This window comes from Domibacillus iocasae (assembly GCF_001750285.1).
GTDB lineage: Bacteria > Bacillota > Bacilli > Bacillales > Domibacillaceae > Domibacillus > Domibacillus iocasae.
In genome coordinates this window covers 286,451-300,179 of sequence record NZ_MAMP01000021.1, presented here as the reverse complement: position 1 = coordinate 300,179, position 13,729 = coordinate 286,451, and the positions used below count along the sequence as shown (strand labels likewise).

The following is a 13,729-nucleotide window of genomic DNA, read 5'->3' as shown; positions in this document are numbered from 1 at the left end:
TTATATAACTGCTTGTTTCATTACTTGTTTTAAATTATCTTTCGTATTTGCGATTTCAATCAACTGATCTCTTAATGTTTTACTGTCTTTTTCTTTTAGACACCCAACAAAACGCCAAAGAATTTCTCCCTCCACAACTCCAGCTTTCCCAATATGAATTTTCGGAAACACCTGTTCCGGATGAACTTCATTTTCGTTCAGCAGCTCTTCATACATTTTCTCCCCTGGCCGTAACCCAGTGAAGTGAATGCCAATTTCGTCCTCTGTGTATCCTGAAAGCTTAATTAAGTTACGGGCAAGATCGACAATTTTAACGGGTTCACCCATATCAAGTACAAACAGTTCGCCTCCGTGTGCGAGTGCGCTGGACTGGATGACAAGCCGGGATGCTTCTGGAATCGTCATAAAATAGCGGGTCATGTCTTTGTGTGTGACAGTTAAGGGACCGCCTTCTGCGAGCTGCTTTTTAAACAGCGGAATAACCGAGCCGCGTGAACCAAGGACATTTCCGAACCGGACGGCGGTAAAGGTCGTGTCGGATTCCCGATCGAGCTGCTGGATGACCATTTCTGCCACTCGTTTGGTCGCACCCATCACATTCGTCGGGTTGACCGCTTTGTCAGTTGAGACAAGTACGAACCGTTTGACCCCTGCTGCGGCGGATGCTTCGGCGGTGTTTTTTGTGCCGAAGATGTTGTTTTTGACCGCTTCTTTCGGGTTGTATTCCATTAACGGCACGTGCTTGTGCGCAGCGGTATGGTACACAATATCCGGCTGATGTTCGGCAAGTACTTCAAACATGCGCTCACGGTCCTGCACATCGGCGATAACCGGAACAATTTCAATCATATCTTTATGACTTTTGCGCATTTCCATATCAATCTGGTAAATGCTGTTTTCACCGTGACCGACGAGGACAATTTTTTCCGGCTGGAAGATGCTGATCTGCCGGCAGATTTCCGAGCCGATCGAGCCGCCGGCGCCGGTAACAAGAACGGTTTTGCCTGTGACGGTTTCGGCAATCGATTCGATGTCGAGTTCAATTGGCTCGCGGCCAAGCAGGTCTTCGACGGCGACGTCGCGCAGCTGGCTGACGGACAGCTTGCCAGTCATGACGTCTTCAATGAGCGGCATAATCTGCACTTTTGCGGCTGTTTTGGCGCATTGTTCGTAAATGTGCTTGATTTGCTGGCGCTTCAGTGACGGAATGGCGATAATAATGTTGTCGATAGCGTGTTCATCAACCAGGTATGGAATATTGCGTGTTGTTCCGAGTACGGTGATGCCGTGAATTTGCAGGCGCAGTTTATGTAAGTCGTCATCAACAAATAAAACCGGCTTAAATTCGGATTCGTTTGACAGCAATTGGCGAACGACGGTAGAGCCGCCTGCCCCTGCGCCGACGATCATCGTTCGTTTGCGCTGATCGTTCGCCTTTTTTATGTAGCGGTCACGGTACATGCGCCATGAAAAGCGCGAGCCGCCGATTAAAATGACGTGCAGCATCCAGGTAATCATTAAGACGCGGAAATAAATGTCCTGGAACGCGGCCATTTGCACAATAGCCGTGGCGGCAATAGAAAACGAGACTGCTTTGACGATGGCAATCAGTTCCCGCACACTCGCATACTCCCACGCTTTATGATAAAGCCGGTAAAGGGCCGCAAACAAATGGTGGCTGGCAAGCAGTGTTAAGGAACTAATAAACAGCGTGCTCGGGCTGTAAATGTTCATATATGGATGTAAGATAAAATAGCCGATGTATATGGAAAACAAAACAATGGCCGAATCAAGTCCAATTAAAAAGGACATTCTTCCCGGATAAGCCAATAGGCTGCACCTCTTTCGTTTGATAGTCTTGGGTGTGAAACGCAAAACAGCTAATAGAAACACACTACGGTGAATGTGCTTTTATTAGCTGTTTTTCTTTATTTTAAAAAAACAATAAATTTGGGCATTTAACCCATCCTCACACCCCGCGCTTGACGACAAGCGTCTAAGCATTCTGTCTCTCAGAACACCACCGCGCAGCCGAGTGTCCCCATTGATACTGGTAAAGGAGACATTACCAAAAAAATGACTTTTTTCTACATTATATCATTAAATCATACATAAAATTAGGGAAACTTAAAAATAAACCGGTTATTTTGTCACAAAAAAAGAGCCGCAATGGCTCTTTTTAACGTTGTTGCCCGGAATTTTTCCAATAATGTCGAAAAAACACGATACCTGTTCCAGCAATTAAACCAATCACAAGCGCTATAGCTATGTTTAAAAGTGGCTGTGGTGATATAGGGCCTTCATTTTCAACCGGCCCGGAAATGGTCAGCAGCTTATTGTCAACGCGAAACACTTCTGAAAATGCACTTAACTGACGTTCTTTATTTGAATAATCCCGATACACAGAAGCGGTCGTTTTCACTTCGTTGCTCACTTCATTTAACCCGATCAGATCTTGTTCGGAAATGTCCGTCATTTCACTTAAACGGTCTTGGTCAAAGTTCAAAATATACTGGTTGTTATAGGAAATAACGGCATCTAGGAGCAATGATTTTGGCAGGTTCAATACTTCTGCCTGCTGACGGTATTGCTTTAGCAATACTTCGAGATTCTGTTTTTCTGCTTCACTTTGAGCTGCATAATATTTAATATCTTCTTGGATGCGTCCTTGGATCTCAGTAAGCAATGAATCTTGCATCGTGACGAGCACTGCATCCAAAAGAGCTTTCGCATCTGCGGGAGATCCAGCTTTCATCGTCACGTTTACAAGGTTTGTATTCGCTGTGTTTTCTACTGCTATATTCCCCTGGACACCAGTAACTGTATACTGCTCCAAGCCACTTTTTTGAATGGCCTGTTCAATAATTTGAGCAGACTTGATTCTTTCTATATAAGCAGCTGGTGTAATAACCTCATTAAAATAAAAATCAGTTGGCTGTGGTGCAGCTCCTGCCACTAGACCATTATTAATAGAGACAGTTGCTTTTGATTCATAGGCTGGATTCATAACAAAAAAACTGACAGTCGCTGACAAAAGTACAGCTGTAATGATGCATATAATGATAATCCATTTTCCTTTTAAAACAATATCAATTAATTCTCGCAACTCAATGGTCTCTTCCATCTCACTTCTCCCTCAGCGTTTCTTTATCTAACAATGCGATAGCTATTCCAGCGATCGCAAACATTGGACCGGCTGTTCCAGGCAGCGTATCGTTAAATAATGCCTGTACTACAAAAGCGATCCAGGCAAGGCCAAACACATAGACTGTAGAAACTTGTTTATTCTTCACAAACGCTACAAGCCATTTCCATGTAATCGCCCCTATTAGCAGCAGAAAACTTACAAAGCCTATAATACCTGTTCCATAAAGCATTCCCATGTACATGCTGTGCGGTTTATCGACAATGATTGTTTCTGACCTTAATCCGCTTCTGGCTTCAATATCATTGTGCGGAAAATGGTACACAAGCGTATCCAGCCCATAACCAAATAATGGGCGTTCTTTTACCAATTCAAGTGTTTTCCCCCAAATATAAGTCCTCCCCGATCCAGCCGCAACGCTCGATTCCGGTAATTCAGGAAGTTGGAAATTGTTGTCTGCCGCAAAAACAGTCGAGCTGGCAGCGTTCGCTGTCACTTCCGGTACGTAGGGATTTGTCGAAATGAAAAAGCCGATCGAATCATTCCATACACGCGGGTTTTTTTCGGATAAAACGTGCAGAACAGGGATTGATAACATATAAAAAGCAGCAAGCGTTATGAACGCTTTTTTCCTGTTCGGAAGCTTCCAAGCAAAAAGAATGAGAAATGAACTAAGCAGGCAGACGGTTAAAAATCCGCTCGTCGAAACAGACATGAGCATCGTTGAAATCGACAAAAGTGCCATAACAAAATGAAGAATCTTGTTCACTAGATGTTTTTCTGCCATAGATGCAGCAAGAAATAACACTGTCATCACTGCAAACATTCCGCTCATATAGTTCCACTGGTTGAGCGTACCGAGAAGAATGGATCCTTCGCCAAGGTTAGCACCTTCCGGCAAAGTAAGCGACATCCATTTTTGTACCGGTTCATAATTCATCGCATCATGTCCTGTAAAATTCATTGTCATGAGCACAACATTTATCATCACGAATGGATACAAGCTGAAAAGGATGAATTGAACCGCTTTTTTGGGATAATTAATATGCATCGCGATAAACATTAGCGTTATGTAACATATGTATGAAAGCGTTCCGTCTGTCCGGTTGTATTGGCCGAAAAGAGCCAATGTCTTGTATGGGGCTAATGCCGCTGAAAGAACAATTACAAAAAGGAAGCCTCCGAAAATAATAAGAGGCGCTTTCTTTGGAAAACGGTAATCCAGAAAAAACAATTTGTACAAAAAGAAAGCAACCGCTAAAATCGTTAAAATGAGCATAATAACAAACTTATAAAATGTAAATAAGTCCCCTTTAGATGCAGTCGATATGCTCGATATATCTGTAATATGTGGGCTAATAACTTCTGCCATATGCCCTCCTACAAGCAAAGGAACAAAGCCGATCACGCCAAGAAGCAAATAAAAGATCCAGCGGTCCACTTTTTTTATACCCTCTAGGTCTTCTTCCCGCTCTCGATACACTTCTTTCTTTTGATAAAACGTTCCTTCCATCTTTTAAAGTTCCTTTCTTACGACTGGGTCTGCGCCAGAAGTTGATTTACTTTTTCATGATAATCCGGCATTTCCGCAGGTGGCACCAGCGTTAAGCACTTTTCCAAGACTTTCTTCGCGTCATCTTTCTGATCAGCAAACAACAAAATCTCGCCAAATTGAATCATAAACTGCGCATCCTCGACTTTATATGGGTTCAAATCGAGCACATTCTGGTACTTCGTTATGGCTGCATCCACATTACCTGTATTCACATAAGCAATACCCAAATAATTTTTAATGACTGCAGAACGTGGCTGTTCCTTTTCCAACTCCTCAAAAAGAGGAAGTGCCTGATCGAACTGCTGCGCTTCAAACAGTTCCACTGCTTTTTCATACTTACTGTAATTCTGAAGATACACCTCGTCTTGGCTTTTTGCTGCTGTATACGTGTAAATCAATCCGATTAAAATGACAAAAAGAAATCCAGCTATCACCCATCTAATGGTTCCATCTGTTATATTCGACATAAAACGACCTGCCTTACCCATAAAATAAACACTCTTCTATTATAAACATCCCTATTTCAAAAGTCATGATAATATTGTGGAAACTATTTATTTATTTAAATATGAAAATAAAAAACTCCGGGCTGGGGAGCCCGGAGGAAAAATAAGTTTTATTAGTTTTCACGTACATTAACTGTAGTAGATACTCCACCAACAGTTAGTGTTACAACTGCAGTGTCACCTGATTCTAGGTTTGTTACTGCTGCAGTGCTTGTACCGTTAGATGAGATTGTTGGAACAGTAGAATCACCATCTGCATTCACTACATTTGAGAATGTTAAACGAACATTAGCATCAACACCAGTTAATACAACACCGTATTGATCTTCAATGTAAAGTGAATCTGGTGATGTAAAATCAGCTTTGTTAAATGTATTGTTAGTACTTTCAACAGTTGACAATAATTTTCCATCTACAAGTCCACCTTGACGAACTTCTACTTTAGCAGCTTTAGGAGCGACAGCAGAAATTTGACCGCTTGCAGTTAAAGTTTGTCCAGTAGCATTAATAACTACTTGGTATGATGCATTAGCAGTTTCTGGAGCTGCAGTGTTAGCATCAGTATCAACTACGCCTGTTTCTCCAAATACTTTTCCACTAGAGATAATAACATTGTTTTCTTCAACAATTTGGTATTGTCCAGCTGGAAGTAGTACTTCAGTTCCTGCAGCAGTGACACCATAAACTTTAACATCTTTACCGTAAGCTGTATCGCTAGTTGCAGTAGCATAAAGTGTGCCAAAGTTTGCTACTTTGTAAGAAGTAAAGTCGCTGTTCTGAACTGTTGTAAAGCGTTTGTCAAATGTTGACGCAGGAGAAACTGCTGTTCCAGCGTTATCAGTTAACGTGAATGTTACAATTGCAGAATCTGCAGTAGCTTGTAAAGTAATAGCGTCACTATCGTTAGTAGTAGCGTCAGTTACATTGATTTTATTTGCATCAGCCGATACAGCTGTTACACCGTACGTAGATGTATCTTCAATGCGATTACCATATTGGTCTTCAACAATGAAATCACTCTCTGAAATTGTAAGAGTTTCTCCATCATAAATCGAAGAAGCGACATCAGTTTTTAGACCGACAAGAGCAGTTGCTTTTGCATTAGCCTGTACTTGATATGATTTGCTAGCTACTTGATTTGTTTCAGATTGAACGATAACTACCAAATTCTGCACGCCACTTGCTACAGAAGCTGTATTTACTTCTAAGAAGAATTGTCCATCTTCTTCAGTGAAAACAGGTGCTGCAGTTGATACATTATTTTGAGAAGCAGAAGCCGTTACCCCAGCGAAATCAGCTAGTTTTGTCACTTCTAAGCCTTTGTTTGTTACAGCTGCAACTGGAATTTTCACAGTAGAGTTGCCTGTAAGTGTTCCACTTGGAGTACCAAGAGTAATTGTGTCTACCTTCACGCCTTCTTCTACTGTTACTGCTTTACTTACAGCAGCTCCAGTTGCATTTGCAATTGCTGAAACAACCGCGCTGCCTTTAAGTGCAGCTGGGTTTAATTTAATAGCAAGTTGCTTTTTATTGTTAATTGTCAACTCTTCAATTTCAGGTGCGCCGACTGCTACGATACCTGTGTTAGAAGTTAATACAGTAGTTTCATCAATTGCTTCAGCAGCATCAGTTACTGCTTCACCATATTGGTCAACTGCTGTGAACAGAATGTAAAAATCTTCATCCGCTGTATCTTCTGACAATTCTTTACCATTTTTATTATAAAGATCACCTAAAGTTACAGATGCTACTTTCGCTTCATCTACAAGAGTTAAAGTTGCATTTGCAGTTACTGCTGCTTGTTGGTCAATTGCTGTTACAACTACTTTGTCCCCTGCTTTTAAAGCACCTAGACCGCTAATTGTTAACTTACCATTTGATGCACTATCTGTGCCACGTGAAGTAGTAAAGTCAACATTAGAAGCTAAAGCTACGTTTGCCGTTACGTCTTCACCGTATTGGTTTAGCAATTGGTATCCAACTGTTGCTGTGTCAGCAGAAGCGTTTGTGAAAACAAGGTTTTCAGAAAGGAACTTAATTTCTGCAACTGCTTCGTTTTTCACTTCTACAGAACCTGTAAGAGCTACCTCACCAAGACCTTTTACATTTACTGTATATGTTCCTTCAGTCAACTTAGCGTTGATTTCAAGTGTAGCAGCTGTTTTCGCTTCGTTCCATGAAGCTGAAACAACACCAATTGTAGAGTTGCCTTTTTTCACTTCGAATACAGCGTCTGTGCCGTTTTCTACTGCACCTTCGAATGCAACTTGAAGTTGTTTTACGCCTGTAGCAGTTACTTCTTTAATAGCCGCTTCTGCTGCTTCGATTGAGAAGTTTGCAGATGCAGATTTGTCTTCAACTGTTACTTTTGCAGTGTGTGCGCCTGATGGAAGACCATCGAACTCAGCAGATACTTTCCCATCGTTTACTAGTACAGTTTTTGTAGCAGCTGGTGCAGTAGCGCCATTTGCAAAAATTTCAACAGTTGCTTCAGCGCCTGCAGGAGCATTTGCTACATTAGCTGTAACTGTTGTTTTTCCAGCTTCTGTTGTTGCTGCTACGCCATTTACTTCAAGATTTTTTTGGCCGTCTTCAATCTTACCCGCACGGAACATGAACAATGCAAATTGACCGCGTGTGATATCTTGAGTAGCTCCGAAAAGCTCACCTGTGATACCGAATGTTACGCCTGCTTCAAGAAGAGCATCTACATATGGATCAAATGTGTTGTTCACATCTGTGAATGTATTTTTTGTTTCACCTGCTTCAAGCTTGTAAGCAAGAGCGATTACTTTTGCCATTTCAGCGCGAGTAATATTGTCGGCAGGCTTAAACTCAGTACGGCTTTTGCCATTGATGATGCCTTTTGCATAAAGAGCGTTAACCGCGTCTTTCACACGATTATTCAAGTCACCGAATGAAGATTCAGGAGCGTCTGAAAGATCCAATTTCAATGCTTTTGCAATTAGAACTGCAGCGTCACCACGAGTGATTTTAAGGTCTGTTCCGAATTTCGAATCAGTAATACCGTTTGTGATGTTGTTGTCAAGCAAGTAGCTAACTGCCTCGTTGTAAGTGTTATTCACGTCTGTGAATTTGTCAGCAGATGCTGCGAATGCAGGTGTTACTGCAGATGCAACAAGAGTAGCTGTTGCCGCTGTAGCAACAAATTTACGATAAGACTTTGGTTGGTAAGCCATGTAATAAGTTCCTCCTGTATGTGTGTGGTTTTTTTATGAAATCGGCCAGCGGGGCTGCCCGTTCCTTATAACAGTGCGCGAGTGCTCTAGCTGTTTTTCTCTTTTATTGAAACATTATGTATTGCAAGGAGAATTTAACAGAATTGCAACTCTAGTAATATTCTATCAAACAAAAGGGTTTTTTCAACCATTTTTTCTATATTCCCATAAAATATTCAAAACATAATATTTGTAATGTTTATGAAACTATCATGTAAAGAATTGAAAATATACGGATGGTTTATCCTTCCTTTGTTTCATAGCTTATTCATTATATACCATATACTGACCAAATATAAAGTTTTTTCCGAATGCTTTTTGTCATATTTGTCTTGAAGCACCATGGTATAAGGGTTAATCCTTTGAAACCAAGATTACAGTTTTGTATCATTTGTTCTCTCAGTCTATTTATATATCGGCTCCTTTTTACTTTTGTTCACATGAATATTATCCTATCTTTTTATGTATCTCCTATACTAATGTAATATTTTTAAAATAATGTATGCGGCTGTTTGTTTCTTTATACAGGAAGGAAATGTGAGCTGGATTGCTAGTTTAACAGGGTTGCGGGCTGTAGGGGTCTTCTGGACTGGGTAAGGTTTTGAAGACTGAATTTGATTTTTTTCTTTTTAATAGGATAAATTATTTTTCGGATTTTTTTTTGACATTATTTCGTCTTTGACTCAGCATGGTAAATATATGAAGTGTTTTTAATAAAATGACTATAAGTGAATTATTTGGAATGATTTATATCGCATGAATAGTGGAGAGGTGAACTAAAATGAAAAAAAGCTTGGCTGCTGCGGGAATGATCTTTTTGTTAATGAGTGGCTGCAGTGAGGAGTCGGATCGTTCTTCAGGAAAGCATCCTTCGTCGATGGGCCAGTATCATGAACCGTATCTTCCTGTGTTTGCAACTGTGGTAAATGGCGGCACGTCTCGGCAGGCGACGGGGAATTTTTTTGTGCGCCACGGGCAGTTTGTGTCTGATGAGGCGATTGAGGTGATGCCGGGCGATACGTTTACGCCGGATTTGCCCGTGCTGATTCCGGATGGGTATGAGATGCGGATTGTGCTGGAGGAAGTGAACCGGAGTGCGGAGAAGCCGAAAGAAATTGAACAGTTTACGGCGGATCTCGCGGAAGAGACGACAGTGAAGCTGCCGCAGACGGAGGGCAAATTGTATCGGTATACGATTAAGGTGTATGATGCGGCCGGTGAGTTTAAGGATGTGAATTATTATCCGCTGTTTACGTCGTTTCCTGATTACCACGCGGGGGTGGCACTGATCAAGGATGAGGTTAAGCAGGGTGAGCCGCTTCATTTGGTGATTCATAACTGGGGACCGAATCATCTAGCTGTGGACGAGGAGTACCGCTTGTTTGAGCGAAACGGGGATGATTTGGAAGAAGTCCGCATTGAGCCTTATAATGGTCCTGTAGCCGCGGGTCCCGCTTATATGGAGACACCCTGGTCGATGAAGGAGCTCCGAATGGGACAGGAGCTGGATTCGCTGCTTCTTTCCGTTGACACGACCGAAACGTTATTGGTGGACGGCTATACGGAGGAGAAAGGTGATTTCCTGCTCCAAGTGGAAGTTGGTTCGAACGATAACCGTCATTCGCTTTATGCTGCGTTTTCAGTGGACGAATAAAAAAGCAACGGCTTGTTCTCCTTTAAAGCCAGCTGTTTCACGGGCGAGTGCTTTCTGATGGTCGGGGAGCCTTTTAGCGATGGCTTCTGCTTCGAGCTTTAGCAGGCGGGCTGGTTTTTGAACGGGCTTCAGGAAGATCATTAGGTGGGGCCTCCTTTTGGAATGGATAATTCGGGTTTATTTTCTAGCATTTGTGGCGGGATGGAAAGCGTTTTTTAACGGGAAAGTGCTGGATTGCCCGGCTTCGCAATGAAATACTCGGGTTTGGTGTGATTTACTCGATTTCGGACAAAAATCACTCGGCTTCGGCGTGATTTGCTCGGTTTCAGCCCCATTTACCCGGCTTCAGGCCAGGTATACAAAAAACGCCCCGGGTTAACGGGACGCGAGTGTTGTGTAGACGTCTTTTGTTGCTTTATGCAGCTGGTCAAGCGAGAAGTTGGACGCGGCATGCTCGTATAGTGCTTCGCCCATTTGTTTGACGTCTGCTTTCATTGCCTGCCGGATCGCTTCGGCAAGTGCTTCGGCGTCGCCCGGCGGAATGATCCAGCCGGTTTCTCCTTCTGCGATCAGTTCCCCTACCCCGCCGACATCGGTCGAGATAAGCGGAATCCGTTCGTTCGCCGCTTCTAATAACGCCAGCGGGAAACTTTCGCTGTAGGATGCGAGCAGTGCCACGTCAGATGCGGCATACAGGCTGGCGACATCTTTCCTAAACCCAAGGAAATGGACGCAGTCGCGAATGTCTTTCACCTTTTCACGGAGCTCGTCTTCAATCGGTCCGTCGCCAATCAGCAACAGATGCGGCTTCACGTCAAGACGGCGAAGCGCCTCAAAGACGATCTCATGCCCTTTAATCGGGTGAAGCCGGGCAACCATGGCGATGACAAATGCCTGCTCCGGTACTGGAATGGCCGCTGCTTTTGCCGGCTCTTCTGTGAAATGGATGCCGTTGTAAACCGTGGTCACCTTTTCGGGACGGATGCCGAGCGAGACGAGGTTTTGCTTAAACCGTTCAGATACGGCAAAATAATGATCCATCTGCCGGACCGCGTACAGACTTATTTTTGTGAAAATCGTGCCTTTTAGTCCGCCCTTCACAAAATCGAGCGCCGGGTCGCTGTGGACCGTTGTCACCCAGCAGATGCCGGTTTTCTTCTTTATATAGATGCCGAATAAATTAGCACGCGGGCCATGCGTATGCATAATGTCAAACCGCTCTTTTTTAATGAAGGCGGAGAGCCTCGATAAAACGGACAGGTCATAGCGTGATTTTTGAGCAAACAGGACGGTCCCGATGCCGGCCGCCCGTGCTTCTTCTGACAAAGCGCCTTCCTGAAAAACAGCGAGCGTCACTTCTGACGGGTCAAATTGTTCAAGCAGTGTAATCACATGCTTGCGCGAGCCGCCTGTTTCGCCGCCGCTGATAACGTGAAGAATCTTCATCGCTTTTCTCCCCGTGCTGTCACAACCGCCGCCAAAAACTTCGGCAGCGCCATTTGGCGTTTTACCCGTTTCGGTTCTTTCATTAGCCGGTACAGCCATTCAAGGCCTGCTTTCCGGTACATTTCCGGTGCGCGCTGTACGTTGCCGGAATACACGTCAAAGCTGCCACCGACGCCTTGAAAGACTTTCACTTCCGGCAGTTTCGGCATATTTTCGCGAATCCATAACTCCTGGCGCGGACTGCCGAGTGCGACGAAAATCACCTGGGCGCCCGACTGGCGGATTTTCTCCAGCAGCACTTCCTGGTCCTGTACGTAGCCGTTTTCGTATCCGGCAACATGCAGGTTTGGAATCGATGCTTCAAGATTTTCTTTCGCTTTTTTGACGGTTTCTTCTTTGGCCCCGTAGAAAAAGACACCGAGGTTCTCAGAAGCGGCCATTTCTAAAATGCGCTTCATCATATCAACACCCGTGACCCGCTCTTTCAGCTCGCCTTTTTTCAGCTTAGACGCAATGATCATGCCAACGCCATCCGCAATTTGATACGTTGAATTGTTAATCAGCTCTTTGACGAGCGGATCGCGCCGGGCTGCCATGACTTTTTCCGGATTAACGGCAATCACCGTCGACTGTTCCCCTGCCTTAATTCGCTGCTTCATGTCTTCAATGATTTGATCGTACGTGAGCGGCGATACCGACACACCTAAATATTGTTCTTTTTTCACCGTACCCTCACCTTTTGATTCATTTTTAGCTGGAAATACCCGGTTTCGAGCCGGAATAATCGTTTTTAGCGTGATTTACTCGGCTTCACAGTCCGCGCAGGTCGCCAATTTTATGCACAGTCAAGCTGCTTCCGCTCTCTAAGCCGGTACAGTTTTTCGTATCAAAGATGACCGGGCGCGCCATGCTGTTTGTCAGTTTAGAGACGTCGAGTGACTTGAATTCATTATGGTCTGCCAAAATGACGACAAGGTGCGCGGATTCTACCGCTTCTTCAAAGGAAGACAGCGGGAACGACACTTGCTCCGTGCGGACGTGTGGATCATGAACACGCACATTAAAGCGCGGATTCTCGATCATTTTTTCCACTATTTCGATCGCCGGGCTTTCCCGGACATCATCGATATTTCCTTTATACGTTAAGCCAAACAGCGCGACAGATGGGCGCTCAATATCACTAGTCATGCGGATAATTTGGTCGATGACGTAATCAGGCATCGAGTTGTTAATATCACGTGATAATTTGATCATTTGTGCTGCTGCCGGCGCTTTTTCAACGATGAAATACGGGTCAACCGCTAAGCAGTGGCCACCGACGCCCGGTCCAGGCTGGTGCAGGTTTACACGCGGATGGCGGTTGGCAAGCTCGATGACTTTATGCGCGTCCACGCCAAGTTCGGCACAGATTTTCGCGAGTTCATTGGCAAGCGCGATGTTCACGTCGCGGAATGTGTTTTCCATCAGCTTCGACATTTCCGCTGTGACCGCTTCTGTCACAAGAATGTCCCCTGTCACCACGCGGCGGTACACGTCTGCCGCTTTTTGGGCAGCAGCTGGTGTCAATCCGCCGACGATGCGCGCATTTTCAACAAGCTCGATTAAAATACGGCCCGGCAATACACGCTCCGGACAATGGGCAAGATGAATGTCCTGTTCCGGATCGAATCCCGCTTCACGGAAAATCGGTGCCACAATATCATCAATCGTGCGTGGCGGAATCGTGGATTCGACAATAACAACATCGCCTTTTTTCACGTGCGGCACGATTTTTTGAGCGGCACTGACAACGTAATCCACGTTTGCTGAATGATCCTCGTGTACCGGTGTCGGCACAGCAATAATAAACGCATCTGCTGCCTCAGGTTCGAGTGATGCGCGCAGTTTGCCGGATTCAACGGCTTCTTTTACCACTTCCGGAAGTCCGGTTTCTTCTATAATAATTTCACCTTTATTTAAAAGCTCAACCACTTTCTCATTTACGTCCACTCCGACGACATCATAGCCGGCGCGGGCAAAAACGGCTGCTGTTGGCAAGCCGATATAGCCTAATCCAATGATACAAATCTTTTGCATAGTGAGGACCCTCTCTTTTCTTCAATAGCTTTTCATAGTATAGCAAATTCAATTTGAATACGCCACGTTTCGATGATAAAATGAAGGTTAGTTTTGTAAACCAAACTA

The 13,729-nt window shown here is 44.1% G+C and carries 10 protein-coding genes; 1 reads left to right on the top strand and 9 read right to left on the bottom strand.

Annotation, left to right across the window (positions count from 1 at the left end; all coding sequences use genetic code 11):
• The 5 genes from BA724_RS10225 to BA724_RS10205 all read right to left on the bottom strand — a co-directional run bounded on the left by BA724_RS10225 (window position 1) and on the right by BA724_RS10205 (window position 8,406).
• Window positions 1-1,830, bottom strand: a complete 1,830-nt coding sequence (locus BA724_RS10225; RefSeq protein WP_069938556.1) for a polysaccharide biosynthesis protein — start codon at window positions 1,828-1,830, stop codon at window positions 1-3.
• A 349-nt stretch (window positions 1,831-2,179) separates the two neighbouring features.
• The gene (locus BA724_RS10220) at window positions 2,180-3,124 is read right to left on the bottom strand and encodes a Wzz/FepE/Etk N-terminal domain-containing protein (RefSeq protein ID WP_069938555.1); all 945 of its coding nucleotides are present in this window, start codon (window positions 3,122-3,124) and stop codon (window positions 2,180-2,182) included.
• Between the two features lies 1 nt (window position 3,125).
• The gene (locus BA724_RS10215; RefSeq protein WP_069938554.1) at window positions 3,126-4,658 is read right to left on the bottom strand and encodes an O-antigen ligase family protein; all 1,533 of its coding nucleotides are present in this window, start codon (window positions 4,656-4,658) and stop codon (window positions 3,126-3,128) included.
• A gap of 17 nt (window positions 4,659-4,675) precedes the next feature.
• The gene (locus tag BA724_RS10210) at window positions 4,676-5,167 is read right to left on the bottom strand and encodes a tetratricopeptide repeat protein (protein ID WP_169818537.1); all 492 of its coding nucleotides are present in this window, start codon (window positions 5,165-5,167) and stop codon (window positions 4,676-4,678) included.
• A gap of 152 nt (window positions 5,168-5,319) precedes the next feature.
• Window positions 5,320-8,406: an S-layer homology domain-containing protein gene (locus BA724_RS10205; protein ID WP_069938552.1), complete on the bottom strand. Its 3,087-nt coding sequence runs from the start codon at window positions 8,404-8,406 to the stop codon at window positions 5,320-5,322.
• An 820-nt stretch (window positions 8,407-9,226) separates the two neighbouring features.
• Here BA724_RS10205 and BA724_RS10200 point away from each other — a divergent pair.
• Window positions 9,227-10,099 carry a hypothetical protein gene (locus tag BA724_RS10200; protein ID WP_069938551.1) on the top strand — a complete coding sequence of 291 codons (873 nt, stop codon included), beginning with the start codon at window positions 9,227-9,229 and terminating at the stop codon, window positions 10,097-10,099.
• Here the strand turns inward: BA724_RS10200 and BA724_RS18620 are convergent.
• The 4 genes from BA724_RS18620 to BA724_RS10185 form a co-directional block, all read right to left on the bottom strand.
• Window positions 10,085-10,240, bottom strand: a complete 156-nt coding sequence (locus BA724_RS18620) for a hypothetical protein (RefSeq protein WP_169818536.1) — start codon at window positions 10,238-10,240, stop codon at window positions 10,085-10,087. The genes BA724_RS10200 and BA724_RS18620 overlap by 15 nt on opposite strands.
• Before the next feature lie 234 nt (window positions 10,241-10,474).
• Window positions 10,475-11,545, bottom strand: coding sequence for a glycosyltransferase family 4 protein (locus BA724_RS10195; RefSeq protein ID WP_069938550.1), 1,071 nt, complete (start codon window positions 11,543-11,545; stop codon window positions 10,475-10,477).
• Window positions 11,542-12,270 (bottom strand): WecB/TagA/CpsF family glycosyltransferase, encoded by a 729-nt coding sequence (locus tag BA724_RS10190; RefSeq protein ID WP_069938549.1) that lies wholly within the window; start codon window positions 12,268-12,270, stop codon window positions 11,542-11,544. Before BA724_RS10190 ends, BA724_RS10195 begins: the two co-directional genes overlap by 4 nt.
• A gap of 85 nt (window positions 12,271-12,355) precedes the next feature.
• On the bottom strand, window positions 12,356-13,621 hold the full coding sequence (locus tag BA724_RS10185; RefSeq protein ID WP_069938548.1) for a nucleotide sugar dehydrogenase: 1,266 nt from the start codon (window positions 13,619-13,621) through the stop codon (window positions 12,356-12,358).
• Window positions 13,622-13,729: the final 108 nt, after the last annotated feature.